The organism is Pseudomonas sp. TE3552, assembly GCF_056278945.1.
Window position 1 is genome coordinate 49,452 of record NZ_JBWBQJ010000001.1, and the last position, 25,890, is coordinate 75,341.

Annotated in this window: 26 protein-coding genes and 1 riboswitch; of the genes, 14 read left to right on the forward strand and 12 right to left on the reverse strand. The window is 59.7% G+C overall.

The features are described from left to right. Window positions 1-87 precede the first annotated feature (87 nt). Together ACZ9BB_RS00250 and hemH are read left to right on the forward strand one after the other, a co-directional pair. A complete protein-coding gene (locus ACZ9BB_RS00250; RefSeq protein ID WP_476212045.1) occupies window positions 88-996 on the forward strand; it encodes a TIGR01777 family oxidoreductase in 909 nt (302 codons plus the stop codon). Between the two features lie 8 nt (window positions 997-1,004). Further along, a complete protein-coding gene (gene hemH, locus ACZ9BB_RS00255; protein WP_476212046.1) occupies window positions 1,005-2,027 on the forward strand; it encodes a ferrochelatase in 1,023 nt (340 codons plus the stop codon). 170 nt (window positions 2,028-2,197) lie between these two features. Here hemH and ACZ9BB_RS00260 read toward each other — a convergent pair whose 3' ends face one another. Then, window positions 2,198-3,472, reverse strand: coding sequence for a uracil-xanthine permease family protein (locus tag ACZ9BB_RS00260; RefSeq protein WP_476212047.1), 1,275 nt, complete (start codon window positions 3,470-3,472; stop codon window positions 2,198-2,200). A 2-nt stretch (window positions 3,473-3,474) separates the two neighbouring features. Further along, the gene (gene upp / locus ACZ9BB_RS00265; RefSeq protein ID WP_223488058.1) at window positions 3,475-4,113 is read right to left on the reverse strand and encodes a uracil phosphoribosyltransferase; all 639 of its coding nucleotides are present in this window, start codon (window positions 4,111-4,113) and stop codon (window positions 3,475-3,477) included. 165 nt (window positions 4,114-4,278) lie between these two features. Between upp and ACZ9BB_RS00270 the strand changes: the two genes are divergently transcribed. Further along, complete coding sequence (locus tag ACZ9BB_RS00270) at window positions 4,279-4,836, forward strand: hypoxanthine-guanine phosphoribosyltransferase (protein WP_007939779.1); 558 nt, start codon at window positions 4,279-4,281, stop codon at window positions 4,834-4,836. Window positions 4,837-4,937: 101 nt separating this feature from the next. Here the strand turns inward: ACZ9BB_RS00270 and dauA are convergent, their stop codons facing one another. After that, window positions 4,938-6,659 carry a C4-dicarboxylic acid transporter DauA gene (dauA, locus tag ACZ9BB_RS00275; protein WP_476212048.1) on the reverse strand — a complete coding sequence of 574 codons (1,722 nt, stop codon included), beginning with the start codon at window positions 6,657-6,659 and terminating at the stop codon, window positions 4,938-4,940. Window positions 6,660-6,810: 151 nt separating this feature from the next. Between dauA and ACZ9BB_RS00280 the strand changes: the two genes are divergently transcribed. Then, window positions 6,811-7,296, forward strand: coding sequence for a hypothetical protein (locus ACZ9BB_RS00280; RefSeq protein WP_476212049.1), 486 nt, complete (start codon window positions 6,811-6,813; stop codon window positions 7,294-7,296). 63 nt (window positions 7,297-7,359) lie between these two features. Next, window positions 7,360-7,647, forward strand: coding sequence for a PA4642 family protein (locus ACZ9BB_RS00285; protein ID WP_154855405.1), 288 nt, complete (start codon window positions 7,360-7,362; stop codon window positions 7,645-7,647). 194 nt (window positions 7,648-7,841) lie between these two features. Here ACZ9BB_RS00285 and mqo read toward each other — a convergent pair whose 3' ends face one another. Both mqo and ACZ9BB_RS00295 read right to left on the reverse strand, forming a co-directional pair. Further along, window positions 7,842-9,350 carry a malate dehydrogenase (quinone) gene (gene mqo / locus ACZ9BB_RS00290; protein WP_476212050.1) on the reverse strand — a complete coding sequence of 503 codons (1,509 nt, stop codon included), beginning with the start codon at window positions 9,348-9,350 and terminating at the stop codon, window positions 7,842-7,844. Window positions 9,351-10,092: 742 nt separating this feature from the next. Further along, window positions 10,093-10,326 carry a hypothetical protein gene (locus ACZ9BB_RS00295; protein WP_476212051.1) on the reverse strand — a complete coding sequence of 78 codons (234 nt, stop codon included), beginning with the start codon at window positions 10,324-10,326 and terminating at the stop codon, window positions 10,093-10,095. A gap of 207 nt (window positions 10,327-10,533) precedes the next feature. On the opposite strand from ACZ9BB_RS00295, the gene ACZ9BB_RS00300 reads away from it, so the two are divergent. Further along, complete coding sequence (locus tag ACZ9BB_RS00300; protein WP_105347963.1) at window positions 10,534-11,118, forward strand: YajG family lipoprotein; 585 nt, start codon at window positions 10,534-10,536, stop codon at window positions 11,116-11,118. Window positions 11,119-11,216: 98 nt separating this feature from the next. Here ACZ9BB_RS00300 and ACZ9BB_RS00305 read toward each other — a convergent pair whose 3' ends face one another. Further along, a complete protein-coding gene (locus ACZ9BB_RS00305; protein ID WP_476218157.1) occupies window positions 11,217-11,423 on the reverse strand; it encodes a hypothetical protein in 207 nt (68 codons plus the stop codon). A 193-nt stretch (window positions 11,424-11,616) separates the two neighbouring features. On the opposite strand from ACZ9BB_RS00305, the gene ACZ9BB_RS00310 reads away from it, so the two are divergent. Beyond that, on the forward strand, window positions 11,617-11,895 hold the full coding sequence (locus tag ACZ9BB_RS00310) for a hypothetical protein (RefSeq protein WP_476212052.1): 279 nt from the start codon (window positions 11,617-11,619) through the stop codon (window positions 11,893-11,895). Between the two features lie 176 nt (window positions 11,896-12,071). Here ACZ9BB_RS00310 and ACZ9BB_RS00315 read toward each other — a convergent pair whose 3' ends face one another. Continuing rightward, window positions 12,072-13,235 carry a 1-acyl-sn-glycerol-3-phosphate acyltransferase gene (locus tag ACZ9BB_RS00315; RefSeq protein WP_476212053.1) on the reverse strand — a complete coding sequence of 388 codons (1,164 nt, stop codon included), beginning with the start codon at window positions 13,233-13,235 and terminating at the stop codon, window positions 12,072-12,074. A gap of 142 nt (window positions 13,236-13,377) precedes the next feature. Here ACZ9BB_RS00315 and ACZ9BB_RS00320 point away from each other — a divergent pair, with 142 nt between their 5' ends. From ACZ9BB_RS00320 to ACZ9BB_RS00330, 3 genes are read left to right on the forward strand one after another with little or no spacing between them, the layout of a single operon-like run. Beyond that, entirely contained in the window at window positions 13,378-13,560 is a 183-nt protein-coding gene (locus ACZ9BB_RS00320) for a CPXCG motif-containing cysteine-rich protein (RefSeq protein WP_007905243.1), read from the forward strand. 6 nt (window positions 13,561-13,566) lie between these two features. After that, on the forward strand, window positions 13,567-13,827 hold the full coding sequence (locus ACZ9BB_RS00325; RefSeq protein ID WP_476212054.1) for a putative signal transducing protein: 261 nt from the start codon (window positions 13,567-13,569) through the stop codon (window positions 13,825-13,827). A gap of 35 nt (window positions 13,828-13,862) precedes the next feature. Next, complete coding sequence (locus ACZ9BB_RS00330) at window positions 13,863-14,486, forward strand: SOS response-associated peptidase (RefSeq protein WP_476212055.1); 624 nt, start codon at window positions 13,863-13,865, stop codon at window positions 14,484-14,486. Window positions 14,487-14,539: 53 nt separating this feature from the next. Here the strand turns inward: ACZ9BB_RS00330 and ACZ9BB_RS00335 are convergent, their stop codons facing one another. Next, entirely contained in the window at window positions 14,540-16,681 is a 2,142-nt protein-coding gene (locus ACZ9BB_RS00335) for a methyl-accepting chemotaxis protein (protein WP_476212056.1), read from the reverse strand. Between the two features lie 274 nt (window positions 16,682-16,955). Between ACZ9BB_RS00335 and ACZ9BB_RS00340 the strand changes: the two genes are divergently transcribed. Continuing rightward, window positions 16,956-17,774, forward strand: coding sequence for a M48 family metallopeptidase (locus tag ACZ9BB_RS00340; protein WP_476212057.1), 819 nt, complete (start codon window positions 16,956-16,958; stop codon window positions 17,772-17,774). Window positions 17,775-17,963: 189 nt separating this feature from the next. Here ACZ9BB_RS00340 and ACZ9BB_RS00345 read toward each other — a convergent pair whose 3' ends face one another. The 3 genes from ACZ9BB_RS00345 to ACZ9BB_RS00355 all read right to left on the reverse strand — a co-directional run bounded on the left by ACZ9BB_RS00345 (window position 17,964) and on the right by ACZ9BB_RS00355 (window position 20,812). Then, on the reverse strand, window positions 17,964-18,548 hold the full coding sequence (locus tag ACZ9BB_RS00345; protein WP_205889759.1) for a TMEM165/GDT1 family protein: 585 nt from the start codon (window positions 18,546-18,548) through the stop codon (window positions 17,964-17,966). A 91-nt stretch (window positions 18,549-18,639) separates the two neighbouring features. Beyond that, a riboswitch (yybP-ykoY riboswitch) is annotated at window positions 18,640-18,764 on the reverse strand. A gap of 51 nt (window positions 18,765-18,815) precedes the next feature. Next, entirely contained in the window at window positions 18,816-19,814 is a 999-nt protein-coding gene (locus ACZ9BB_RS00350; protein ID WP_476212058.1) for a methyltransferase, read from the reverse strand. Window positions 19,815-19,846: 32 nt separating this feature from the next. Then, window positions 19,847-20,812, reverse strand: a complete 966-nt coding sequence (locus tag ACZ9BB_RS00355; RefSeq protein ID WP_476212059.1) for a 2-hydroxyacid dehydrogenase — start codon at window positions 20,810-20,812, stop codon at window positions 19,847-19,849. A gap of 276 nt (window positions 20,813-21,088) precedes the next feature. Here ACZ9BB_RS00355 and ACZ9BB_RS00360 point away from each other — a divergent pair, with 276 nt between their 5' ends. After that, window positions 21,089-21,718 (forward strand): LysE family translocator, encoded by a 630-nt coding sequence (locus ACZ9BB_RS00360; RefSeq protein WP_476212060.1) that lies wholly within the window; start codon window positions 21,089-21,091, stop codon window positions 21,716-21,718. A 13-nt stretch (window positions 21,719-21,731) separates the two neighbouring features. Here the strand turns inward: ACZ9BB_RS00360 and ACZ9BB_RS00365 are convergent, their stop codons facing one another. Then, a complete protein-coding gene (locus ACZ9BB_RS00365; RefSeq protein ID WP_123359198.1) occupies window positions 21,732-22,502 on the reverse strand; it encodes an AraC family transcriptional regulator in 771 nt (256 codons plus the stop codon). A gap of 85 nt (window positions 22,503-22,587) precedes the next feature. On the opposite strand from ACZ9BB_RS00365, the gene ACZ9BB_RS00370 reads away from it, so the two are divergent. Together ACZ9BB_RS00370 and ACZ9BB_RS00375 are read left to right on the forward strand one after the other, a co-directional pair. Continuing rightward, complete coding sequence (locus ACZ9BB_RS00370) at window positions 22,588-23,772, forward strand: MFS transporter (RefSeq protein WP_476212061.1); 1,185 nt, start codon at window positions 22,588-22,590, stop codon at window positions 23,770-23,772. 148 nt (window positions 23,773-23,920) lie between these two features. Further along, complete coding sequence (locus ACZ9BB_RS00375; RefSeq protein ID WP_476212062.1) at window positions 23,921-25,603, forward strand: fatty acid--CoA ligase; 1,683 nt, start codon at window positions 23,921-23,923, stop codon at window positions 25,601-25,603. Window positions 25,604-25,890: the final 287 nt, after the last annotated feature.

Below are 25,890 nucleotides of genomic sequence, written 5' to 3' on the forward strand. Positions count from 1 at the left end.
TAAACACAGAGCCTGCCCGATACCAAAGATCCCTGCTTATAAAAATAGACTAGTGATCCGGGTAAAACGCCACGCGAGGAAGATGTCATGCACATATTGCTGACCGGCGGTACTGGTTTGATAGGACGTCAACTTTGCCGACACTGGTTGGCTCAGGGACATCGCCTGACGGTCTGGAGTCGCACGCCTGCAAAAGTCGCCAAAATCTGTGGCACTCAGGTACGCGGAGTTGCCCGACTTGAGGAGCTGGGTCAGGAGCAGGTGGATGCAATTATCAACCTAGCAGGTGCACCAATCGCCGATCGGCTCTGGACCCACAAACGCAAAGCGTTGTTGTGGAGCAGCCGGATCACCCTGACCGAAACCCTGCTGGCCTGGCTCGAAAGCCGCGAGCAGAAACCGCAGGTGCTGATCTCTGGCTCGGCGATCGGTTGGTACGGCGACGGTGGCGAGCGGGAGTTGACCGAGGCCTCTCCACCGATCATCGATGATTTCGCCAGCCAGTTGTGCATCGCCTGGGAAGAAACCGCGCAGCGCGCCGAAGCCTTGGGTATTCGCGTGATTCTGATCCGTACCGGGTTGGTGTTGTCTGCCGAGGGCGGCTTTTTGTCGCGGCTGTTACTGCCGTTCAAACTGGGGCTCGGCGGGCCGATCGGTAACGGTCGGCAGTGGATGTCGTGGATTCATATCAACGATCAAATCGCCCTGATTGATTTTCTTCTGCATCGCAATGAGGCCAGCGGTCCATATAATGCCTGCGCGCCCAAGCCGGTACGCAATCGCGAATTCGCCAAAACATTGGGTAGCGTTCTGGATCGGCCGGCGTTCATGCCAATGCCGGCCCTCGTCTTGAAGGTGGTGCTGGGCGAGTTGTCATTGTTGTTGCTGGGCGGCCAGAAGGCCATGCCGGCTCGCTTGCTGGAAGCGGGTTTCACTTTCCAGTTCACTGATTTGCGCGCGGCGTTGGACGATGTGTCCAGCCGCCTTGAGAAATAGGACGTTGCATGACCGATCACGCGTTGCTTCTGGTCAACCTGGGTTCACCTGCTTCCACCTCGGTGGCGGATGTGCGCAGTTACCTCAATCAATTTCTGATGGACCCGTATGTGATCGACCTGCCATGGCCGGTGCGGCGTTTGCTGGTGTCATTGATTCTGATCAAGCGCCCGGAGCAATCGGCCCACGCTTATGCGTCGATCTGGTGGGCGGACGGTTCGCCACTGGTGGTACTGAGCCGTCGTCTGCAACGGGCCATGACCGCGCAATGGACCCACGGGCCGGTGGAGCTGGCGATGCGCTATGGCGAGCCATCCATTGAGTCGGCGCTGGTTCGTCTGGCGGCTCAGGGGCACAAGAAAATCACCCTGGCGCCGCTCTACCCGCAGTTCGCCGACAGCACCGTGACCACGGTAGTCGAGGAAGCCAAGCGGGTGGTGCGGGAGAAGAAACTCGACGTGCAGTTCTCGATTCTCCAGCCGTTCTACGATCAGCCGGAATACCTCGATGCCCTGGTGGCCAGCGCTACGCCATATTTGCAGCAGGATTACGATCATCTGCTGCTGAGCTTTCATGGTTTGCCAGAACGGCACCTGAAGAAGCTCAATCCGGGTCACAGCTTCGAAGGTGGTGGCGATTGCTGCGCGGGGGCGCCGCCGGAAGTGGTCGCGACCTGTTATCGCGGTCAGTGCCTGCGCACCGCCGCAGAGTTTGCCAAGCGCATGGGCCTGCCGGATGGCAAGTGGTCGGTGTCGTTCCAGTCGCGTCTAGGCCGGGCCAAGTGGATCGAACCCTACACCGAAGCACGCCTCGATGAGTTGGCTAAAAGCGGCGTGAAGAAAGTCCTGGTGATGTGCCCGGCGTTCGTTGCCGATTGCATCGAAACACTGGAGGAGATCGGTGATCGTGGGCAGGAGCAATTCCGCGAAGCGGGAGGGGAGGAGTTGGTGCTGGTGCCTTGCCTTAACGATGAGCCGCAATGGGCACGGGCGTTGAGCACCTTGTGCGAAAGGGCGCCATTGGCGTTGTAAGAACACAGTGAAGGTGGGCTTGTTGTGGCGAGGGAGCTTGCTCCCGCTGGGTCGCGAAGCGGCCCCAAAATCTTTGCAGTCAATGAAGATTTTGTGAGTGCTGCGCACTGGTGCGCCAGCCCGGTCAAGCGGGAGCAAGCTCCCTCGCCACAGGGGATTGAGTCGCCTGCTTACAACAACGGCTCATCCGCCTTTTTGTGCTTCCAACTGTCATTGCCCGGCAGCAACAGGTTCAGCGCAATCGCCACCACCGCGCACAGCGCGATGCCTTTGAGGCCGAAATCGTCCGGGCCAGTCCCGGTGCCGACCAGCATGCCGCCAATCCCGAACACCAGCGTTACCGAGACAATCACCAGGTTGCGAGCTTCGCCCAGGTCGATCTTGTGGCGAATCATGGTGTTCATCCCCACCGCGGCAATCGAACCGAACAACAGGCAGAGAATCCCGCCCATCACTGGCACCGGGATGCTTTGCAGCAGTGCGCCGAACTTGCCGATGAACGCCAGGCTGATGGCGAAGATCGCCGCCCAGGTCATGATTTTCGGGTTGTAGTTCTTGGTCAGCATCACCGCGCCGGTCACTTCGGCATAGGTGGTGTTGGGTGGGCCGCCGAACAGACCAGCCGCGGTGGTGGCAATGCCATCGCCGAGCAGGGTACGGTGCAAACCGGGCTTCTTCAGGTAATCGCGACCGGTCACGCTACCCACGGCAATCACGCCACCGATGTGCTCGATGGCCGGGGCCAGGGCCACCGGAACGATGAACAGAATCGCCTGCCAGTTGAATTCCGGCGCGGTGAACTGTGGAATCGCGAACCACGGCGCAGCGGCAATCTTCGCGGTATCGACCACGCCGAAATAGAACGCCATGGCAAAACCGACCAGCACACCGGAGATGATCGGCACCAGGCGAAAAATGCCTTTGCCGAACACGGCGACGATCAGGGTGGTCAGCAGTGCCGGCATCGAGATCATCATCGCCGTCTGGTAATGAATCAGCTCAGTGCCATCGCCAGCCTTGCCCATCGCCATGTTGGCGGCGATCGGCGCCATGGCCAGGCCGATGGAGATGATCACCGGGCCAATCACCACCGGAGGCAGCAAACGGTCGATAAACCCGGTGCCTTTGATCTTCACCGCAAGGCCCAGGAAGGTGTAGACGAAGCCGGCCGCCATCACACCGCCCATGGTCGCCGCCAGGCCAAACTGGCCCTTGGCGAGAATGATCGGGGTGATGAAGGCAAAGCTCGACGCCAGGAACACTGGCACCTGACGCCCGGTGACGATCTGGAACAGAATCGTCCCCAGGCCTGCAGTGAACAGCGCCACGTTCGGGTCGAGGCCGGTAATCAGCGGCATCAACACCAAGGCGCCGAAGGCCACGAACAGCATCTGCGCGCCAGACAGTACCGTGCGCCAGAGCGGATCGTTGAACTCTTGCTGCATGCTCAAGCGTCCTTCTGCTTGGTGCCGAAGATCTTGTCACCGGCATCGCCCAGGCCTGGGATGATGTAACCGTGTTCGTTGAGTTTCTGGTCAATGGAAGCGGTGTAGATGGTCACGTCCGGGTGAGCCTTCTCCACAGCGGCGATGCCTTCAGGAGCAGCCACCAGCACCATGGCGCGGATGTCCTTGCAGCCGGCCTTCTTCAGCAAATCGATGGTGGCGACCATCGAGCCGCCGGTGGCGAGCATCGGGTCGATGATCATCGCCAGGCGTTCGTCGATTTCCGGCACCAGTTTCTCAAGGTAAGTGTGGGCTTCGAGGGTTTCCTCGTTGCGGGCCACGCCCACGGCGCTGACTTTGGCGCCCGGGATCAGGCTCAGCACGCCTTCGAGCATGCCGATACCGGCACGCAGGATCGGCACCACGGTGATTTTTTTGCCGGCGATTTTCTCGACCGACACCGTGCCGCACCAGCCTTCGATGTCGTAGCTTTCCAGCGGCAGGTCTTTGGTGGCTTCATAGGTCAGCAGGGCGCCGACTTCCTGAGCGAGCTCACGAAAATTCTTGGTGCTGATATCGGCGCGGCGCATAAGGCCAAGTTTATGACGGATCAGCGGATGGCGGATCTCGAGGATGGGCATGGGAAAGGCTCCGGCGGCGGGCAAAAAAACCGGCCTAGATTAATCTATCCGAGGGTGTTGTCCTATAGACATACAGTACGTTAGTCCACAAACGCTTGATCTGGCCTCGCTTGATGCGTACCTTTGCCCGCCTTTCGTGACTACAACCCCCCCTTGGAGAGCGCCATGTCCGCTGATCTCGAGCATATCCGTCAAATCATGCGAGAGGCTGACTGCCTGTACACCGAAGCTGAAGTCGAGGCGGCCATCGCCCGCGTCGGTGCACACATCAACGAACAACTGGCTGAAAGCAATCCGGTGGTGTTCTGCGTGATGAACGGCGGCCTGATTTTCGCCGGCAAGCTGCTCACCCATCTGCAATTCCCGCTGGAAGCGTCCTACCTCCACGCCACCCGCTATCGCAACGAAACCAGTGGCGGCGAGCTGTTCTGGAAAGCCAAGCCGGAAGTGTCGTTCATCGACCGTGACGTGCTGATCATCGACGACATCCTCGATGAAGGTCATACCCTGGGCGCGATCATCGACTTCTGCAAACACGCCGGTGCCCGCAAAGTGCACACCGCCGTGCTGATCGACAAGGACCACGACCGCAAGGCTCGCCCGGACCTGAAAGCCGACTTCGTCGGCCTGCCGTGCATTGACCGTTACATCTTCGGTTATGGCATGGACTACAAAGGCTACTGGCGTAACGCCAACGGGATTTTTGCCGTTAAAGGCCTGTAAGCAGGGTGACTATCTGGGGGCGGTTTTAGCCGCCAGACACTTTGACGTTTGAAGGCAGATCTCCCACCCGAATGCCTGCTCAGTTCGCTTGAACTGCGCATTCAGTCCTGCCCGACGAGCCAGCGTTCGCTTTTGCGTCGAGCCTGTTCCAGGTTGTTCACGTAAGCCAACTGACGCTGTTCCCGATGGATGCCCGCGCGCCTGAGTTTCAGGCGCACGCGCGCAACCGTCCCGACCAGAATCAGGCCGATGCCGTCGGTGCGGTAATCCCTGAGGATATTGTCGAAGGCCGCCAACGCCGTCATGTCCAGCATGGACACGGCACTCATCTCGACAATCACCACTTTGACTTCCGGGCTGAATTTGCGCAGCACGCCCAGGGCTTTTTCCGCAGCGCCGAAAAACAACGGCCCGCGTATCGCATAGCAACGAACATGCTCCGGCAAATCCTGTAAGGCTTGATGGAACTCTCGAGGCAATTCGGCGGTGTCCGTGAGGTCGCTCATGCGCTTGACGAACAGCCCGGCGGCCAGCAACAGCCCAACGGCAACGGCCAGCACCATGTCGAACAGCACTGTCAGGCTCAGACAGGTCAGCAAGACCAACACATCGCTGCGTGGTGCGATGCGCAAGGTGTGCACGACATGCCGGGCCTCGCTCATGTTCCACGCCACCATCACGAGCAATGCCGCCAGAGCAGCCATTGGCAAGTAGCTGAACAGCGGGGCGAGGACGAGTATCGCCAGCAGTACCACTGCACTGTGAATAATTGCCGCCAATGGCGAAAACGCCCCGCTGCGCACGTTAGTGGCGCTGCGGGCAATCGCCGCGGTGGCGGTAATGCCGCCGAACAGCGGGGCGACCAGGTTACCAATGCCTTGACCCAGGAGTTCGGCGTTGGGGTCATGTTTGCTGCCCGTCATGCCATCGGCCACCACCGCGCACAACAACGATTCGATGGCCCCGAGCATGGCGATGGCAAACGCTGGCGCCATTAATTGGCGGATCAGGTCGTAAGACAAATGCAGCGGCTGGCCGTAGGGCCCCGGCAGATTCCACGGCCAGTCGAAGCTCGGCAGAAACGGCGGAATGCCGGGGTGGCTGACGCCGTCGACGATATAGCTGAAGCGCTCGCCCAGCGTCGCAATCGGTAACCCGCCATCTTCCAGCGCCAGCCCCAACAATGCGCCGACGGCCAGTGCGACCAGATGTCCCGGAATCCTCGGCACAAAGCGCGGCCAGACAATCAGCACCGCCAGGCACATAACACCGATGATCCCGTCTCCCAGGCGGGCGCTGGGTAACGCCTGGAGCAGCGCAGCTAATTGCTCGATGTAATGTTCGGCATGCCCGGTGGTACTCAGGCCCAGCAAATCCTTTAGTTGGAGTGTGGCGATGACAATGCCGATCCCGGCGGTAAAGCCCAGGGTCACCGGATAAGGAATGTACTGAATCAGCCGTCCGGCCCGAATCAGCCCCAAGGCAATCAGGATTGCCCCGGCAAGCATGGTGCAAAGCAGCAGGCCACCCAGACCGTATTGTTGGGTGATCGGCAGCAGTATCACCACGAACGCGGCTGTCGGCCCGCTGACATTGAAGCGCGAGCCTCCCGTCAGGGCGATCAGGGGGGCCGCGATCAGCACCGTATACAAACCTTGCTGGGGCGCTACTCCCACCGCAATCGCCAAGGCCATGGCCAGGGGGATGGCGATAATCCCTACCGTCACCCCGGCACTGATGTCGCCGCGCAAGCGTCTGAGGCTATAACCTGCACGCAGGGTCTGACGCCAGGCGGCGAATAACGGGGGCATGGAGAATGACATGGGGACTCCAAAATAGACGGCGCACCGTCGAAATAGGGCTGAAGGCTCTTTCAGTATGCCCAGCCTTGTCTTCCAGAGTATTGATCTGGATCGGTTATTCACCCGATTGATCATCATGCTAGAGTGCTCGGCCCCGCCCCCGGAGCCTGTCATGAGCCTTTTGATCCGCAGCTGCGCCGCCCTGTTGCTGACCCTCAGCCTGCCTCTGGCCGCCGCTCCGGCGCCGATGCACGCGCAGTTTTTGCCCCCGGATGACCTGACCCTGCGTGACGCTGAACCCGAGCAGCAGCAACTGTTGCAGGTCACTGAGTATTCAGTGGTACTCGGCAGCCAGCGCCAGTCCAATCAACAGCCGATCCCGGTCACGTCGCCTCTGCTGATCCGCCTCAAGGGCAAACCCTTGAACAAGGGCGCGACCATCAGCCAGGTGCTGGTCAACTTCGATGGCGAAAGCAAAAGCCTGAAAAAACCGATCTACGACGAAAAAAGCAAAACCCTGACCCTGTATTACCCGTTGGCCCAGTACCGGGTGGTGGTCGATTTGCTGCGCAACGACACGGTGTATTGCCAGTTTCTGAGTTACGCCAATGGCCATATCTGGGCCGATCTGCACACAGGCAGCGTTCGTCCGCGTTGAGCCCGGCATCAAGGCAGGGGTAAACTGCCCGCCCTGTGAAATGTCTGCGAGCTGGAGTCGGCAATGCGTAAAGATAAGAAGCAAGTGATTGGTGACGAGATCGGCGATGCGCAGATCAAACTGTTCCTCGATTTCGAGCCGGTCGACGCCACTTCACCGTCGCTGCACAAACTGATCAAGGCGTACCGTGGCCTGCGCATCGATGATTTCGAGCGTTTTCTGACGTTCTTTGTCGAAGCCGGCCTGGACCTGAACGGCAAGGATGAACACGGCAATGACTTCGTTGCCCTGATCAAGGATCAGCGCAACGCCGCCGAGTACATCGAACTGATCGACAAGGCTCGCGGTTAACGTCAGGCACACCGGCATCTGTGGCGAGGGAGCTTGCTCCCGCTTGAGTGCGCAGCGCTCACAAATTCTCTGCCGTTCGCAGAATTTTGGGGCCGCTTCGCAACCCAGCGGGAGCAAGCTCCCTCGCCACATTCACTGCCCATAAAAAAACGCCCCGCTCTCAATGAGAACGGGGCGTTTTTTATGGGGCTGAATCAAGCGTAGCTTGGGGTTTCGCTGCTTTCTTCAACCAGTTCCAGCGCGATGTTGTTCTGCGTGTTGATCTTGCGATACAGCGCAGCATCGGTTTCCAGGACCTTTTCCCGAGCCGGGAAGATTTCCGCCAGTTTGGCAGCCCATTCACCGGAAGCTTTGTTCGGGAAGCATTTTTCGATCAGCTCAAGCATGATCGAAACAGTCACCGAAGCGCCTGGCGACGCGCCGAGCAGGGCGGCAAGGGAGCCGTCCTTGGCTGCGACCAGTTCGGTACCGAACTGTAGAATGCCGCCTTTCTTCGGGTCTTTCTTGATGATCTGCACCCGTTGGCCGGCCACTTCCAGGCGCCAGTCTTCGGCTTTCGCTTCAGGGTAGAAACGACGCAGGGATTCCAGGCGCTGTTCCATCGACTGCATCACTTCGCTGACCAGGTACTTGGTCAGGTCCATGTTGTTTTTGGCCACGGCCAGCATCGGGCCGATGTTGCCGGCGCGAACCGACATCGGCAGGTCCATGAAGGAGCCGTGCTTGAGGAACTTGGTGGTGAAACCGGCGTAAGGCCCGAACAGCAGGGACTTCTTGCCATCGACCACACGGGTGTCCAGGTGCGGCACGGACATCGGTGGCGAACCGACCGCGGCCTGGCTGTAGACCTTGGCCTGGTGGTGCTTGACCACTTCCGGGTTGTCGCAACGCAGCCACTGGCCGCTGATCGGGAAGCCGCCGAAGCCTTTGCTTTCTTCGATGCCCGAGGCTTGCAGCAGCGGCAGTGCCGCACCGCCAGCACCGAGGAAAACGAACTTGGCGTCGACTTCACGGCTGTTGCCGGTATTGACGTCCTTGATGCTGACAGTCCAGCCACCGTTGTTACGCTTCAGGCCGGTGACGCGCTTGCAGTACTTGACCTGGGCATCGGGTGCGCTGGTCAGGTGCTGGAGCAATTGGTTGGTCAGGGCGCCGAAGTTGACGTCGGTGCCGTTCATCACGCGGGTGGCGGCGATAACTTCGTCGGCCGGACGGCCCGGCATCATCAGCGGCATCCACTCGGCCATCTTGGCCTTGTCTTCGGTGTATTCCATGTCGGCGAAGGCGTGGTGCTTGCTCAGCACCTTGAAGCGTTCCTTGAGGAAGGAAACGCCGTCGTCGCCCTGCACGAAGCTCAGGTGCGGCACCGGGCTGATGAACGACTTGCACGAACCGAAGGTGCCTTTCTTGGTCAGGTACGACCAGAACTGCTTCGACACCTCGAACTGGGTGTTGATGTGCACGGCCTTCTTGATGTCGACGGTGCCGTCGGCGGCCTGCGGCGTGTAGTTCAGCTCACACAGCCCGGCGTGACCGGTACCGGCGTTATTCCACGGATTGGAACTCTCCGCAGCACCGGAATCCATCAGCTCGACGACTTCCAGCTTGATCGCGGGGTCGAGCTCTTTGAGCAGTACCGCGAGGGTGGCACTCATGATGCCGGCCCCAACCAGTACTACGTCGACTGCTTCGTTATGCGCCATTTAACGCGTCTCCAAAATCTGCAGCACCAAATTGTCGGCATAGCTGCCAGGAGTGACGGGGCGTGTCAGTGATGCCCCAGGTACCCATGGCCAGGATCGCCATGTCCGAATCTTCGCAATTTTTCGCAACTTCGACGGATGCATGCGGCCTGGCCCAAGAGTCACATGAACTCATTTCGGCGCGCGGCTGGCAATTCGACTTATGGTCGAGACATCCGTTTGTGCAACCAAATCCGTAGCGGACAGGCTTCAGGCTCCGGTGTTCGAGGAATACTCGGTCCTGTGTCGTTGGGCTGTTGTAGACGCTAATGGTGCATGTTCAGACGCAAAACTATTCATTTGCTCGCCACACTCTTGTGAAGTTGTGAAAACCCGTTTTTTTCACGCTCTTTTGAAGACGTGAACCTCAAAAAAGGGCTGTCCCAGCCTGGCACCGTGCCCGGATGGATTGCCGCCATGAGGTACATGGGCAGGCAAAAACGGGCAAAACAACTCAGTGACCGAGCGTAATGACAGCTCTGCAGATTCGCGAAAAGTGGTGAATTTGCTCAAGGAACAGCAAGCGCGCCAGCTTCACTCGATCTGTGTGGGCGGCTCTCTGTGGGGCGGTGCGGGGTGTCAATACCAGGGCATTGACGATGCTGCGAGGCCCGATCAGGAGACGTCCTTATAATCGGGGGGAGATTGTAGCGAAGAAACGCAGGGAAATGGTCGTGTTTAATGACTTTTATTAGGCGTCTGGTCAGGTGGTCAGTAGTTGTTGCGCGCGTGCGCGTGGCTGGTGCTGGCTGACACGGGCACTGGCGGGCAGGGGATGGTGCAGCCAGTTGAGGCGGATTTCTTCGATTTCGACCCAGCCATCGCCCATGGGCTGGAGGCTGCACTGTTTGAACGCCTGGCAGTGGCCATTGCGGTCGAGCAGCGCAAAGCTGCGATGCAGCGGGCGTGGCGCGAATAACGAGATGAGAAAACGCATGGCAACGTACCTTTTTTGGTGACTGCCATAAAGGTTGCCAGCGGGCGATGACGTGCGCGTGTCTGCGCTGTGACAAATGTGTGACAGGAACCGCGCTGTGTCGGGTTTGTCAGAGATTTCAGTAATCGTTGCGCGAAGCTAGTTCGCCGCAGTGGCGCACCGCTATACTGCTGGCATTGTTAGTTGCCTGATTCTGGAGAGAAGAGCATGTTGCAACGCCTGTTGTTCGGTTTGATCACTGTGACCAGTTTGACCCTCGTCGGCTGCGCCCACAGCCCGCAACAACTGAACCCGGAACCCAAGCTGACGGCTCAGCTGGCGCCGGTCGGCCATGGTCAGCCGGTGGTGGTGCGTGTGGTGGATGGTCGTCCATCGCCAACGCTGGGAACCCGTGGCGGTCTGTACCCGGAGACCAGTGCGATCACGGTGCAGGGCGCGCAGATTCTGCCGAAACTGCAGGCTCAGGCTGAAGCAGCCGTGCGGTTGCTGGGCTTCACGCCGACGGCCAATGCGCTGAATGCGCCGCAATTGACGGTGACCCTGGCCGAGCTGAAGTATCAGTCGCCCAAAGAAGGTTTGTATGTGACTGAAGCAACGATTGGCGCGACGTTCCGTTCGGATGTGCAGAATGCCAACCGTCGTTACAGCGGTCGTTATGGTGCGTCGCTGGATCAGCGTTTTGGCATGGCTCCGAATCAGGAAACCAATACCAAGCTGGTCAGTGATGTGTTGAGCGATGCGTTGACCCGCTTGTTCAAGGATCCGACGATTGGTCAGGTGCTTGCCGAGTAACGGTTTGCGGCTTGTTTAAAGAACCCGGTGTCAGTGATGGCACCGGGTTTTTTGTGCCTGCGGCTCCTACAATAGAAATCACCGTGTCTGCAGGACGTTCAAGCCGCCTGCGAATAAAAATCCAGCACACTCACCCCCGTCAGCAAATCCGTCTCTGGCAAGTCCGCATGTTGATGCCCGCCCAATGCGCAATACACCAGCCAATGCCGGTCCTGTACGTTGAAGGCGAGGCTGCCGACTAAGGTTTGTTGTTCGTCGCTTTGGGCAATGAAGTAGAGGCGGTCCTGGTTTTCGGCGTGAAGCATGACGTAATCCGTGTCGGTTTCGAGGGGCGACAGACTGGCGGATTCAGATGACGACGCCATGACACAGGACAGTAATCGGTTAAATGGTTTCGTTATTTGTCGGAAAGCCGGGGCAGGTCGGGGCGCTTTCGGTAGAATCCGCGCCGTGGTCGTCGGTCCGGCGTCTGCTACACCGGTTTGCCTGAGGTTTGTGATGTCGCTGCATTTGATTTCGCTCTTTACTGCTCATCCCGCCAAATTGATCAACCTGCTGGCTTTGCTGTTGGCATTTCCGGGCAGTTGGTTGCTGCATGCCACCCGTCGTCGCGAACAGCGCGCAATGGCCAGTATCGAGGCGCAGCGCCAAAGTCGTCCCAGTGAAGAGCCAACACTGGATTGGGCGACCCTGCGCATGAACCGTTTTTTCTACCGCTTCGGTTTCGCCTGCCTCGGGATGGCGTTGCTGGTGTCGTGGATCAGTACTCGCGTTTGAAGATCTGACACAAGACCCTGTGGCGAGGGAGCTTGCTGTGGCGAGGGGGCTTGCCCCCGTTGGAGTGCGCAGCACTCCCATCCCCGTACATGAACCTGAAATGGGGCCGCTTCGCAGCCCAACGGGGGCAAGCCCCCTCGCCACAGGGCGCCGTTGTCATATCCAGTCAAAATCGCTTACAGCGGCAACCCGGCCTTGACCCGATACTGATTGCGCACCGGCATCGCGTATTGCAGCACCATGAACGGGCGATGTTCTTCAGGGCAAGCCTCCAGCCGACGCTGCCATTCTTCCTGGGCCTTGGCCAGTTCGTCTGCCGCAAACAGCTCGGTCGCTTTCGGTACCTGCAATTGCGGGTCGGCGTCTTTCCACTGCGCGTAAGCCAGGTAGTGCACCGGGAACAACCGGTAACCGCCGAGGATCTGCTTGTCCATTTCGATCGCCAATTGCTTGGTGTCTTCGAACAGTTCGGTGATGGGCGCGGCGAAGTTCACGTGGACCCGGCCTTTGTAACCGGTGATGCCCTTGGCGATGCTCACGTCATCCTCGCCCGGCACCTTGGTGTAGCTGCCGGTGGTGGCGCGGATGTACAGCTCGCGCGCCTTGGCCTGGTCGCACGGGTCGTATTCGTAGCTGATCGACACCGGGGTGAGGTTCAGTGAGCGGATGACTTCACCGAACGGCTCGTCCTTGCGGCTCATGTGGAACATCTTGAGGATCGCTGACTCGGTGCGGTCGTCGCCGTCCTTGGCCCGGCCTTCGGCCTGGGCGATCCAGATCGAGGCGCAATCGTTGCGGATCGAGTGGTTGATGTACGCCGACAACAGCTGATACGCCGCCATTTTTTCCCGGCGACCGGTGATCGAACGGTGCACGATGAAGCTCTTGTTCAGGCGCATCAAATCGCTGACAAAAGGCTTTTGCAGCAGGTTGTCGCCAATGGCAATGCGCGGGGTCGGCAGGCCGGCGTGGTACACGGCGTAGTTGACGAAGGCCGGGTCCATCACGATGTCGCGGTGGTTGGCGATGAACAGGTAGGCGCTGCCGGACTTGAATTGCTCCACGCCGGTGTACGTCACACCGTCTGTGGCACGCTCGATGGTGTGGTCGACGTAAAACTCGACTTTGTCTTGCAAAGTGGCCACCGAGTTGACGTCGGCGAACTCACGGCGCAGTCGATGAGCTATAAGAGGTTTGAGCATCCAGCCGAAGGCACCGGCATAACGCGGGAAGCGGAAGTGGGTGAGGATATCTAGAAACGCCTTGTCGCCGAGCAGCCGTGCCAGCACCGCTGGGACTTCGCTGTCGTCGTAAGGTCGGATGGCATCGAATTCGCCCATCATGCTCTCTTGTTAGAAACGGCTAGGGTAAGTAAAGGTTTTGATCGAAAACCAACGGGGCACGGTCTGAAAAGGTAGTCAGACGAAAATAGCCCTGCAAATAGACCGGCGATTATACGCACAAGTCACTTGGGAGACCGCGATGCTGGAAACCGAGCGCTATGAATGCCCGTATTGCGGTGAAGAGTCTGAGGCTGTTCTGGACTTGTCCGGCGGCGATCAGACCTATATCGAAGATTGTCCTGTGTGTTGCCGTCCCATCACTTTTGTCTTGCAGACAGACGGTCATGAATGGTTGCTCGAAGTTCACAGCGAAAACGAGTGAGGATTTATGCAGCGCATCTACGAACCGGAAAACCTGATGGAAGGCGAACTGCTTCAAGGCATGCTCGCCAGCGAAGGCATCGAGGCACATCTGGTGGGCCGGGATTTGATCGGCGGCACCGGGGAATTGCCGATATTCGGCCTGCTGGGTTTATCGGTCGATAACGACCAGGCGCAATACGCCCGGGAGCTGATCACCGCGTACAATGCCGCGCTGCCGCTGTCCGGCGATGAGCCGGAGAGTTTTCCCGGCACGCTGGTCTGTTAGGCTGACGTTCGTTTGATCAAGAGTCGTATTGCCCCATGTGTGGACGTTATGCCCTGTTTCGCTGGAACCCCGCTTTCGCGGCCCTGCCCGGATTCCCCGCCGATCAGCAGGCCCAGTGGAATATCTCTCCCAACGATTCGGTGTTGATGCTGCGTGCCGGTGCAGACGGGCAGCGTGAGTTGGCCCGTGCCCGCTGGGGCCTGACGCCGCCCTGGTTGACCGATCTGTCCCGCACCCCGGCCCATGCCCGTGCCGAAACCGTTGCCGAACAGCCGATGTTTCGCGAAGCCTTGCGCCTGCGTCGCTGCCTGTTGCCGGCCAATGGTTTCTACGAATGGCGCGGCACCACACGCAAACGTCCGTATTGGCTGACGCCGGGGGAGGGCTCGACGCTGTACTTCGCGGCGATCTGGGAGGCGTATCCGGTGCAGGAACAGGTATGGCTGAGTACGGCGGTGATCACCCAACCTGCTTCGAGTCAGCGTCGGCCGTTGATTCTCGATGCGGCGGGGCAGCAAGCCTGGCTCAATCCCGAAACGCCGTTGCACGTATTGCAGGCGCTGCTGGCCAGCGAACCCGCGGCGTTGCGTGAGCGGGTGCTGGCGAACATGGTGAATGATCCGAAGCTCAATGGGCCGGAGTGTTTGACCCCGGGCTGATGAGTTGTCTGGGCTGACGTCTTCGCGGGCAAGCCCGCGATGGGGCACTTTGATCACACCTTGAACTGATTGATCAACCGCCGCTGCTGTTCCGCCAACTTGGTCAAATCCGCACTGGCCGCGCTCGATTCATCCGCGCCACCGGCTACTTCATTGGCCACTTGCCCGATGTTGATCACGTTGCGGTTGATGTCATCGGCCACCGCGCTCTGTTCCTCGGCCGCGCTGGCGATCTGGGTGTTCATGTCGTTGATCACCGACACTGCCTGGGTAATGGTCTCCAGTGCTTCGGCCGCTTTCGCCGCGTGCTGCACGCTTTCGTCGGTGCGGTTCTGACTGTCTTCCATGACCCGCACCACATCGCGGGTGCCTTGTTGCAGTTGCTGAATCATGGTCTGGATTTCTTCCGTGGCCTTCTGGGTTTTCTGCGCCAGGTTGCGTACTTCATCAGCCACCACCGCAAAACCCCGGCCCTGCTCACCGGCCCGCGCTGCTTCGATGGCCGCATTCAAGGCCAGCAGATTGGTCTGCTCGGCGATGCCGCGAATGGCCGTCAGGATCGCATTGATGTTTTCGCTGTCCTTGGCCAGGGTCTGCACCACGCCGACGGCTTTGCCGATTTCGATGGCCAACACACCAATCGAATTCGACGTATCCCGGACGATTTGCATGCCTTGCGCCGCCGCCTGATCTGCATGACTGGCAGCTTGCGCGGCCTGGGTGGCGTTGCGCGCCACGTCCTGGGCGGTGGCGGTCATTTCGTGCACGGCGGTCGCGACTTGATCGATCTCGGCCATTTGTTTATGCACGCCGATGTTGGTGCGGATGGCGATGTCGGCGGTGTGTTCCGACGAGTCGCTGACGCTCTGCACCGATGTCACCACTTGAGTAATCATCGCCTGCAACTTGGCCAGGAAGGTGTTGAAACCCTTGGCGATCGAGCCCAGTTCGTCGCTGCGGTCGCTGGTCAGGCGGCGGGTCAGGTCGCCTTCGCCCTGGGCGATGTCTTCGAGCATGGTCACCATTTGCTTCAGCGGCCGGGCAATGCCGTGGCCCACCAGCCAGATCACCAGCAATCCGATACCGGCAATCAATAGACCGACCATGGCCATGCCAAAGGTGTCGGACTTGCGCTGGGTATCCAGATCGCCCTGAAGCTTTTGCAGGTCGGCCATCACCGCGTTCAGCGGCAATTGCAGCATCAGGGTCCAGCGGGCGTCGGTCTGGCCGATGCCAAACGGCAAATACAACTCGATCCGGCCTTGGGCTTTGTCGACGGAGTAGGTCACTTCGCCGCGCTTGAGATTGGCCATGTTGGCAATCTGTTTGCTGTCGAGGATATCGCTGACCTTTTCGCCGAATTTGCTCGGGTCTTTGGTGTAGGCGACGATTCGGCCATTACCGCCGATCAGGGCCATTTCCCCGGCGCCGCTGTACAGTTTCTGATTCGCGCCAAGAAGCATTTCCTGGATGAAGTTCACCGACAGGTCGGCGCCGACGATGCCCTGGAACGTGCCGTTGAGCATGATCGGCTCAATAAAGGAGGCGAGCATGACGATCTTGTCGCCGACCTTGTAGGGCGCCGGATCGATCACGCAGGGTTTTCTGGTTTCTTTCGAGCACAGGTAGTACTCGCTGGCACGCACACCGGTGGACAGGGTTTTCTGGTCGTCGACGTCCACCAGTTTATCCAGGCCCAGGCTGCCGTCTTCGTTGCGAAACCACCACGGCAGAAAGCGCCCGTTACTGGCGTCGATGCCGACCACTTGGGTGCCGACGTAGGCCGCATCGTTATGGTCGAGGGCGTTTTTTTCCCAACCGATGTAGGTGCCGAGAATTTTCGGGTTTTGGGCGACGTTTTCCTTGATCAGGCTGATCAGTTGCTCACGACTCAGGCTCAGTTGTGGCTGGCCGTCGGCGCCCGGGGTGCCGATCAACGCGTTGACCCGCACCAGGCCACCGGCGATCAGCAGTGGTGCTTCGAGTTCGCGCTGGATCTGGCTGACCTGGGTTTGCGCCAGTGATGTCAGGCGCTGCTCAATGACCTGCTCGAACTGCGCCTGGGTCCGTTGCTGAACCATGTCTTGGGTCCGGGCACCGGAAAACAGCGCGTACAGCACCAGGGCGGCGACGACGCTAAGAACGATAGCGCCTGCCAGGGCGGCAACGGAAAACTGGATCGACTTGAATTTCATGGGTGCTCCGCACGCAAGAGGACGTCTGCGGTGCTGTATCGGCAGAAGGGCGGAGGGTCATGAACGAGGTGTCACGAATTGGCTGTTTTGGAGTGCTGGATGTCGTAAATGAATCATTGCGGACTGTGATCGGCCGGGGCGGGCGCTGTTGTGTGAATTTTTTCCTACGGTGATAAAGGCCTTGTCTGAAATGTACGTGCTGCACGTCCGTTGTATCTGGCGCCGATACAAATCCCCACTTAGGATACGCGGCATGTTTCCAGGGAGCTTCTTGATGAATAAGACATTGGTTTTGTGTGCACTGAGCGCAGGTCTGCTGCTCGCCGGTTGTCAGTCGGTCAACACCACCAGCGGTGGTGCCGTGGGCGTTGAGCGCAAGCAATACATGTTCAGCATGTTGTCGACTGCCGAGGTCAACCAGATGTACGCCCAGTCTTATCAACAGACTATCGGGGAGGCGAGCACCAAAGGCGTGCTGGACAAATCCAGTAACGATGCCAAGCGCGTCCAGGCGATCTCCAATCGCCTGATTGCCCAGGCGCCGGTGTTCCGTCCGGATTCGGCCCAGTGGCAATGGGAAGTGAACCTGATCAAGAGCGACGAGCTGAATGCCTCCTGCGGGCCTGGCGGCAAGATCATTTTCTACACCGGGCTGATCGACACCCTGCATCTCACTGACGACGAAATCGCCGCCATCATCGGCCATGAAATCGCTCACGCCTTGCGCGAGCACGGTCGCGAAGCGATGTCCAAGGCTTACGGTATCGAAATGGCCAAGCAGGGCGCCGGTGCGTTGCTCGGTCTGGGTCAGGACAGCCTGGCCCTGGCGGACACCGTGGCCAAATACGGCATGACCTTGCCCAACAGTCGCGAGAACGAAAATGAGGCAGACCTGATCGGCCTCGAATTGGCCGCCCGCGCCGGTTATAACCCGAACGCCGCGATCACGCTGTGGAACAAAATGAGCAAAGCCTCGAACGGCGCACCGCCAGAGTTCTTGAGCACTCACCCGGCGTCGGCCAGTCGGATCGCGTCGTTACAGGCGGCGATTCCGAAAGTCATGCCGTTGTACGAGAAAGCCAGGAAATCCTGATAGTCATTGGGTGAGGCTTGTGGCGAGGGGCTTGCCCCCGTTGGGCTGCGAAGCAGCCCTTCTTGAGTTCCTCACCACAATGCTTCAGTTACGCGGCGGTCTGTTTTGCGACTGCTGCGCAGTCGAGCGGGGCGGTGCGGCGTTCCGACAAGCCCCCTCGCCACAATCTGTTTCTTACCAGATTCAGGGTCAAACCCACCCACTGCTCTGCATCGCCTTGTACACCGCGACAATCGCCAGGATGAAGAACGCCGACGCCGCCAGGCGACGGATCAGGGTCAAAGGCAGTTTTTCCGCGGCAAAGTTACCGGCCAGTACCACCGGCACGTTGGCAATCAACATCCCGGCGGTGGTGCCGATGATCACCAGCCACAGGTCCGGGTATTGTGCGGCGAGCATCACGGTAGCGACTTGGGTCTTGTCGCCCATCTCGGCGAGGAAGAACGCAATCAGCGTAGTCAGGAACGGTCCGAACTTGCGGGCGGTGCTGGCTTCGTCTTCGTCCATCTTGTCCGGCACCAGGGTCCACAGCGCAGTGGCGGCGAAGCTCGCGGCGAGGATCCAGTGCAGCGTCGCATTCGAGAAGAAACTGCCGAACCAGGCACCTACCGCACCGGCTGCCGCGTGGTTGGCCAGGGTTGCGGCGACGATGCCGGCAATGATCGGCCAGGGTTTGCGAAAGCGAGCCGCGAGAATGAGCGCGAGCAGTTGCGTCTTGTCGCCGATTTCGGCCAAGGCAACGATTGCGGTGGGAACGAGTAGAGAATCCAGCATCATCAGGGTTTTCCTAAGGGGCGGGTCGACACGGCTATGACACGTACAGCCTTCCCGCCCCGGGTAAGGTGTTCGTGTCATAGGTCTTGTCAAACCCTGCGATCCGTCTGGTGCGGACGCTTGGGTCGCATACGCCATGGTCTATTGACCAAGTATGTTGACGTATGCCGGACGAGCATGGCGCTCGTGGGAGACTACTCCCCTAGGACGGAGCGGATTCTGCCTAGGCAAATCCGATTGGGCAAGCCCTCTTTTTCAAAAGCGTTTTCAGCCGCGCTTGGCCCGGTAGATCCGGAAACCCTGTCCTTCGGCCTTGATCGCACACGCGCCCAAATGCTCTTCGATCAGCGGTTGATACTTCAGGAAGCTGTTCGCTACCAGTCGCAGTTCGCCACCGTTTTTCAGATGTTTAGCTGCTTTTCGCAGCAAATTCTCTGTGGCGAAGTAATCGGTGTGTACACCGACATGGAACGGAGGGTTGCTCAGGATCGCGCTCAAACCCATGGGGGCTGCGTCGATGCCGTCGCCGGTAATGACGTCAGCTTCCAGGCCATTGGCGGCCAGGGTCAGGCGACTACTGGCCGTGGCAAACGCATCCACATCGAGCAGAGTGACCTGATTGTGCGGATAACGCCGCTTGACCGCCGCTCCCAACACCCCCGCGCCACAACCGAAGTCCAGCAAGTGGCCGCTCGGTAGTTTATCCAGATGTTCCAGCAGCAGGGCGCTACCGCGATCCAGTCGACCGTGGCTGAACACGCCCGGCAGGCTGATGACTTTTAACGGGCCTTCGGCCAGTGGCAGTTCGTATTCCTGAGTCAGGCTTTCCAGCGATTTGGCTTCTGGTGCATTGGCCACGGTGACCTGCCAGAGCTGGCAATGCCGTGCGCTGTCGAGCTTGCGGGGTTTGCCAAAGGGGTTCAGCTGTTTGGCAGCGCCTTCGATGCCGCTGCGTTTTTCGCCCACCAGGTACAACTCACGACCGGCAAGACGAGAGGCGAGGGCGTTGAGGATGTAATCGGTCAGGTCCTTGGACTTGGGCAGAAACACCACGGCGCTGTCGAATTCACGTGCCGGTGCGTTCACACCGAAATGGCTGCGCTCGACGAAACGGGCGTCCAGTGCTGCTTGATCGCCGGCGTGCCAGCACCAGCCGTGGGCCTCGGGCAAGCGACCCAGCAAATCATCGGCGGGCAAACCGGCCAGCAGCACCGAACCCTGGAATAACTCGGCCTGACGAAGCAGTACTTCACTGCGCGGATCCATACTCTGCTCCTGGAAAAAAGTGCCGCAGTTTATCAACTGACGACCCGCAGCGCTTGACCGCTGAAGTAGCCTTGGGCGTTTTCGGTCAATTGGCCAACGATCCGCTGCCGCGCCTCGCGACTGCCCCAGGCGTTGTGCGGGGTGACGATCAGCCGTGGAATGTCCTGGGCCAACAGCGGATTGCCAGCGGTGGGTGGCTCGACGCTCAACACGTCGGTGGCCGCACCGCCCAGGTGACCGTTGCGCAGGGCGTTGGCCAAAGCTTGCTCGTCAATCAGGCCACCGCGTGCGGTGTTGACCACGAAAGCACCGGGTTTCATCGACGCCAGTTCGCGGGCGCCGATGAAGTGACGGGTATGTTCGTTGAGCGGGCAGTGCAAGGTCAGTGCGTCGATTTGCGGCAGCAGCTCATCCAGCGGCAAGCGATCCGGCCGGGCAGGGCGTCCCGGAATCTGTCCCAGCAGCACGCGCATGCCGAACGCTTCGGCCAACCGTGCCACGGCACTGCCCAGCTCACCGTGCCCGAGCAAACCGAGGGTTTTGCCTTCCAGTTCAACGATTGGGTAATCGAGCAGGCAGAACTGTTTCGCCTGCTGCCAGTGACCGTCGGCGACGGCTCTTTGATAATCGGCCAGGCGTGTCGCCAGATTCAGCAACAACATGATCGTGTGCTGGGCCACCGACGGTGTGCCGTAACCCTGGCAATTGCAGACGGTGATCCCGTGAGGGCGGGCGGCGGCGAGGTCGACGTTGTTGGTGCCGGTAGCGGTGATCAGGATCAGCTTCAGCTCGGGGCTGGCCGCCATGGCCGCTGCGTCGATCACAATCTTGTTGCTGATGGCGACGCTGGCGCCTTTGAGGCGTTCGATAACCTGATCAGGCGTGGTCTGCGCGAACAACTCCAATTCGCTGAAGCAGTCGCGCAACGGACTGAGGTCGAGATCGCCGAGGTCCAGGGACGGGTGGTCGAGGAAAACGGCGCGGCGAGAGTTCGTCATCAACTGTACCTTTTGTGCAATTAACTGAAGGCGTAATCTGCCGAGCCTACCAGATGAAACAAACTGTGTTGTCTGGCACAAAACCTGTGGCGAGGGAGCTTGCTCCCGCTGGGTCGCGAAGCGGCCCCAACTCAGGCGATCGTGTTTTGTCAGGCATACCGCGTCATCCAGTTTCACGACTGCTACGCAGCCGAGCGGGAGCAAGCTCCCTCGCCACAGAGATTGAATTCGTTTCACAATTGTTGAATTGATCGACTTGCCCCAAAGGAGCGCCCCATGTACTGGACAGAGTTCTTGACCGTTGCCCTGATTCACCTGCTGGCCGTCGCCAGCCCCGGCCCGGACTTCGCCGTGGTGGTGCGTGAGAGCGTGACCCACGGTCGCCGCGCCGGGACCTGGACGGCGCTGGGTGTAGGCTCGGCGATTTTCCTGCACGTCGGCTATTCGCTGTTGGGTATCGGGCTGATCGTGTCTCAGTCGATCGTGCTGTTCAACGCCTTGAAATGGGCCGCCGCCGCGTATCTGCTGTACATCGGCTTCAAGGCCTTGCGCGCGCAACCGGCCAAACCGGTGGCTGATAACCTGCATCAGGAGGCTGGCGAACGCACCGCACGAGGCGCCTTCACTTCAGGATTCGTGACCAATGGCCTGAACCCGAAAGCCACGCTGTTTTTCCTGTCGCTGTTCACCGTGGTGATCAACCCGCACACGCCACTGGCGGTACAGGCCGGTTACGGGATTTATCTGGCAGCGGCGACGGCGATCTGGTTCTGCCTGGTGGCGATGCTGTTCAGCCAGCAACGCGTGCGCGCCGGTTTCGCCCGCATGGGCCACTGGTTCGACCGGACCATGGGCGCGGTGCTGATCGCCATCGGCGTGAAACTCGCATTTACCGAGATGCATTGATCGCGCTGAACGCCTACGGGGGATTGAGCTCGCTCAATTTGTTCAACGCGTTCAGGTATTCCCGAGGGTTTTCCCCGAGTAAGCGGCGAAACATCGCGCTAAACGCCCGAGCGCTGCCATAGCCCAGATCACACGCCACGCTCTGCACGCTTTCTCCGGCGAGCAGGCGCGGCAGGGCTTCCATCAGGCGCAGTTGCTGGCGCCAGGCATTGAAATTCATCTTCAGTTGTTGCTGGAACAACCGCGCCAAGGTTCGAGAGCTGGCGCCGACTTGCTGTGCCCAGTCTTCCAGGGTATTGGAATGGTCCGGTGCGCGCAGCAGCACCAGGCAGATGCCCAGCAGGCGTCGGTCCTCGGGCATTGGAATGTGTAGCGGAAGGTTTTCCAGGCTGGCGATCTCTTCCAGCATCAACCTCTGAATCAATGAATTTTCCGCGTGTTGCGGACCTTGCACCGCGCGCAGGATCAGCTCGCGCAGCAACGGCGTGACGGCCAGCACGCAGCACTGCTGCAGCGTTGGCGGCGACAGTTCGGCGGCAATGAACAGCGAACGCATGTGTACCTCGCCCGACATGAAAATCTCATGTGCCACCCATGGCGGAATCCACACGGCTCGGGTCGGCGGAATGACCCAGGCCCCTTGCGCCGTGACCACTCGCATGGTGCCGCGAACGGCGTACAGCAACTGCGCTTCGCGGTGTTGATGCAATTCCTGGTGAGCACCGTCCACGTAATCTCGCGGATAGGCGCTGACCGGCCCGTGCAGGAAATGGCTGATTAACATGTCAGATCCAATGACTTTATTGTCAGGAATACGCTTTTTCGCCAACTTAGCATAAGCCGCTCACTACAACGTAAAGCGTGCCGCGATGAACCAGTCCAGAAATGTCCTCCGCTACATCAACGCAGCCCATGTGATCGATCATATGTTCATGCTGATTTTCCCCGCCGCCATTCTCGGCATGACCCAGGCCTTCGCGCTGGACTACGCCGCGCTGATCGGCCTGTCCCTCGGCGGTTTCATTGCCTTTGGCGCCTGTTCATTGCCGGCCGGTTGGCTGGGGGATCACTGGAGCCGACGGAAAATGATGCTGGTGTTTTTTTTCGGTATTGGCGCCTCGGCGATCTTTACCGGCGTGAGCAATAGCGCACCGATGCTGGTACTCGGCCTGACGCTGATCGGGGTTTTCGCCGCAATCTATCACCCGGTGGGCACCGCGATGCTGGTGGCTTACGCGCAGAACCGGGGCAGGGAAATCGGTATCAACGGCATGTGGGGCAACCTCGGCGTGGCGTTTTCGGCGCTGATCACCGGGTTGCTGGTGACGCAGCTCGGCTGGCGCTCGGCGTTCATTTTGCCGGGTGTGGTGGCGATTGTGCTGGGCATTGGTTTCGCGCTTCAGGTGCGTGAAGAACCCATCCCGAAGCGTCCTCACACACCGCTCAAAGGTGCGGCTGGCCAGCGGATTTCCATGGTCATGGTGTTCGGCGTGCTGGCCTTGGCCACCGCGACCGGCGGTGTGGTGTTCAACGCCACGACCATGACCTACCCGAAACTGTTTCAGGAACGCCTGCACGATTTGTTCGCTTCACCGCAAATCCTTGGCGTCGTGGTCAGCCTGGCGTATGCCTTCGGCGCCGTGGCGCAGTTGAGCATCGGCCGGGTCTTGCATCGTTTCAGTCTGAAATGGCCGTTCATCGTGTTGACGCTGTGCCAGGCGCCGCTGTTGTTCGGGTTGGCCTATGTCGACGGATGGGCTGTGATAGCGCTGGGCGCAGCGTTCATGTTCGTGGTGTTTGGCCAGGTCACGGTGAATGATGCGATGGTCGCCAACTTTGTCGCGCCGCAATGGCAATCCCGAGTCTTTGCGCTGCGTTACTGTTTATCGTTCGGTGCCAGTGCTACCGCGATTCCGCTGATTTCGTTCGTCGAACCGCGCCAAGGTTTTGTAGGCCTTTACCTGATATTGGCAAGTTTTGCGGCGTTGACCTTCGTGGCTGCAGTGGTTTTCCCCCGGACACCATCCGAGGCTGCCGTAGAAAAAACGGCGTAACGGCTAACGAATTCCTGCAAATGCTGGCGCAAAGCTAGCATTTGTACAGCTGTGCAAATCATCCCTTTGGCTGATTTGGCTGGCGCTCAAGGGCTCTAGAGTGCTTAGCTTTAAAAGCCAAGACCGTGCAGTCAGAAAAGGGACTCTTATGTTGCAGACTCGCGTTATCCCCCCAGCCGAGGGCGCTTACCGGTATCCGCTGTTGATTAAACGGCTGCTGATGTCAGGCGCTCGTTATGAAAAAACTCGCGAGATCATCTACCGCGATCAGTTGCGCTACAGCTATCCGACCCTGATCGAGCGGGTCGCGCGCCTGGCCAATGTGCTGACGGCCGCCGGCGTAAAGGCCGGGGATACCGTGGCGGTGATGGACTGGGACAGCCATCGCTACCTGGAATGCATGTTCGCGATTCCAATGATCGGCGCAGTGATTCACACCATCAACGTGCGCCTGTCCCCGGAACAGATTCTCTACACCATGAACCACGCCGAGGACCGCTTCGTGCTGGTCAATAGCGATTTCGTCGGGTTGTACAAGGCAATTGCCGGGCACCTGACCACGGTGGAGAAAACCCTGCTGCTGACCGACTTGCCGGAAAAGACTGCCGACTTGCCGAACCTTATCGGCGAGTACGAGCAACTGCTGGCCGCCGCGAGCCCGCAGTACGACTTCGAAGACTTCGACGAAAACTCGGTCGCCACCACGTTCTACACCACCGGCACCACCGGTAACCCCAAAGGCGTGTATTTCACCCACCGGCAACTGGTGCTGCACACCATGGGCGTGTCGACCATCATGGGCGCCATCGACAGCGTGCGCCTGCTGGGTACCAACGATGTGTACATGCCGATCACGCCGATGTTCCACGTGCATGCCTGGGGCTTGCCGTATGTAGCGACCATGCTCGGGCTCAAGCAGGTCTATCCTGGCCGTTACGACCCCGAGTATCTGGTGGAGCTGTGGCGCAAGGAGAAGGTGAGCTTTTCCCACTGCGTGCCGACCATCCTGCAAATGGTCCTCAATGCCAAGGCGGCACAAAACGTCGACTTCGGTGGCTGGAAAATCGTCATCGGCGGCAGTGCCCTTAACCATGCGCTGTACGACGCCGCCAAGGCCAAGGGCATTCAATTGACCGCCGCTTACGGCATGTCGGAAACCGGGCCATTGGTTTCGTGCGCTCACCTCAATGATGAGCTCATGGCCGGCACCGAAGACGAACGCACCACTTACCGGATCAAGGCCGGTGTGCCGGGGCCGCTGGTCGAGGCGGCGATCGTCGACACCGACGGCAACTTCCTGCCCGCCGATGGCGAGACCCAGGGCGAACTGGTGCTGCGTGCACCGTGGCTCACCGAGGGCTATTTCAACGAGCCGCAGAAGGGCGCCGAGCTCTGGGCCGGGGGCTGGCTGCACACCGGCGACGTGGCGACGCTGGACAGCATGGGCGTGATCGACATCCGTGACCGGATCAAGGACGTCATCAAGACGGGTGGCGAGTGGATCTCCTCCCTGGACCTCGAAGACCTGATCAGCCGCCACCCTGCGGTACGCGAAGTAGCAGTGGTGGGCATCGCCGATCCGCAGTGGGGCGAACGACCGTTTGCGCTGCTGGTGGTCCGCGAAGGGCATCAGGTCGGGGCCAAAGAACTCAAGGAGCACCTCAAGCCCTTCGTTGAACAGGGGCACCTGAGCAAGTGGGCCATTCCGAGCCAGATCGCCCTTGTTACTGAAATTCCCAAGACCAGCGTCGGCAAGCTCGACAAGAAGCGCATCCGTGTCGACATCACCGAATGGCAGGCCAACAACAGTACCTTCCTCTCGACGCTTTAAGCGTCATCTGGCGTGCCCGAAAGGGCACGCCAGCCCCACCAAGCAAGCGCTTGGCTTGTGAAATTCAAATTTTCAGCCATCCTTGCCGTGCCGACATGTGTCGGACTGGCGAAAGGACTGTTCCAGAGTGGCCGGCAGCTGCAAATCACACTTTAGAGGGATCAAGCACTACTACCTGCTGGCTATAGTCCGCTCAAGGATTTTTAAGAACGGAGCTCACGCAATAAACGGGGCGATGCAACTTTGGAGTGACTTCGGACCGCCTGGCTTCCGGTCACCCACAGCGT

Coding starts and splice junctions, on each gene's coding strand:
- ACZ9BB_RS00250 (WP_476212045.1), top strand. CDS start 88: ATGCACATATTGCTGACCGGCGGTACTGGTTTGATAGGACGTCAACTT.
- hemH (WP_476212046.1), top strand. CDS start 1,005: ATGACCGATCACGCGTTGCTTCTGGTCAACCTGGGTTCACCTGCTTCC.
- ACZ9BB_RS00260 (WP_476212047.1), bottom strand. CDS start 3,472: ATGCAGCAAGAGTTCAACGATCCGCTCTGGCGCACGGTACTGTCTGGC.
- upp (WP_223488058.1), bottom strand. CDS start 4,113: ATGCCCATCCTCGAGATCCGCCATCCGCTGATCCGTCATAAACTTGGC.
- ACZ9BB_RS00270 (WP_007939779.1), top strand. CDS start 4,279: ATGTCCGCTGATCTCGAGCATATCCGTCAAATCATGCGAGAGGCTGAC.
- dauA (WP_476212048.1), bottom strand. CDS start 6,659: ATGTCATTCTCCATGCCCCCGTTATTCGCCGCCTGGCGTCAGACCCTG.
- ACZ9BB_RS00280 (WP_476212049.1), top strand. CDS start 6,811: ATGAGCCTTTTGATCCGCAGCTGCGCCGCCCTGTTGCTGACCCTCAGC.
- ACZ9BB_RS00285 (WP_154855405.1), top strand. CDS start 7,360: ATGCGTAAAGATAAGAAGCAAGTGATTGGTGACGAGATCGGCGATGCG.
- mqo (WP_476212050.1), bottom strand. CDS start 9,350: ATGGCGCATAACGAAGCAGTCGACGTAGTACTGGTTGGGGCCGGCATC.
- ACZ9BB_RS00295 (WP_476212051.1), bottom strand. CDS start 10,326: ATGCGTTTTCTCATCTCGTTATTCGCGCCACGCCCGCTGCATCGCAGC.
- ACZ9BB_RS00300 (WP_105347963.1), top strand. CDS start 10,534: ATGTTGCAACGCCTGTTGTTCGGTTTGATCACTGTGACCAGTTTGACC.
- ACZ9BB_RS00305 (WP_476218157.1), bottom strand. CDS start 11,423: ATGCTTCACGCCGAAAACCAGGACCGCCTCTACTTCATTGCCCAAAGC.
- ACZ9BB_RS00310 (WP_476212052.1), top strand. CDS start 11,617: ATGTCGCTGCATTTGATTTCGCTCTTTACTGCTCATCCCGCCAAATTG.
- ACZ9BB_RS00315 (WP_476212053.1), bottom strand. CDS start 13,235: ATGGGCGAATTCGATGCCATCCGACCTTACGACGACAGCGAAGTCCCA.
- ACZ9BB_RS00320 (WP_007905243.1), top strand. CDS start 13,378: ATGCTGGAAACCGAGCGCTATGAATGCCCGTATTGCGGTGAAGAGTCT.
- ACZ9BB_RS00325 (WP_476212054.1), top strand. CDS start 13,567: ATGCAGCGCATCTACGAACCGGAAAACCTGATGGAAGGCGAACTGCTT.
- ACZ9BB_RS00330 (WP_476212055.1), top strand. CDS start 13,863: ATGTGTGGACGTTATGCCCTGTTTCGCTGGAACCCCGCTTTCGCGGCC.
- ACZ9BB_RS00335 (WP_476212056.1), bottom strand. CDS start 16,681: ATGAAATTCAAGTCGATCCAGTTTTCCGTTGCCGCCCTGGCAGGCGCT.
- ACZ9BB_RS00340 (WP_476212057.1), top strand. CDS start 16,956: ATGAATAAGACATTGGTTTTGTGTGCACTGAGCGCAGGTCTGCTGCTC.
- ACZ9BB_RS00345 (WP_205889759.1), bottom strand. CDS start 18,548: ATGCTGGATTCTCTACTCGTTCCCACCGCAATCGTTGCCTTGGCCGAA.
- ACZ9BB_RS00350 (WP_476212058.1), bottom strand. CDS start 19,814: ATGGATCCGCGCAGTGAAGTACTGCTTCGTCAGGCCGAGTTATTCCAG.
- ACZ9BB_RS00355 (WP_476212059.1), bottom strand. CDS start 20,812: ATGACGAACTCTCGCCGCGCCGTTTTCCTCGACCACCCGTCCCTGGAC.
- ACZ9BB_RS00360 (WP_476212060.1), top strand. CDS start 21,089: ATGTACTGGACAGAGTTCTTGACCGTTGCCCTGATTCACCTGCTGGCC.
- ACZ9BB_RS00365 (WP_123359198.1), bottom strand. CDS start 22,502: ATGTTAATCAGCCATTTCCTGCACGGGCCGGTCAGCGCCTATCCGCGA.
- ACZ9BB_RS00370 (WP_476212061.1), top strand. CDS start 22,588: ATGAACCAGTCCAGAAATGTCCTCCGCTACATCAACGCAGCCCATGTG.
- ACZ9BB_RS00375 (WP_476212062.1), top strand. CDS start 23,921: ATGTTGCAGACTCGCGTTATCCCCCCAGCCGAGGGCGCTTACCGGTAT.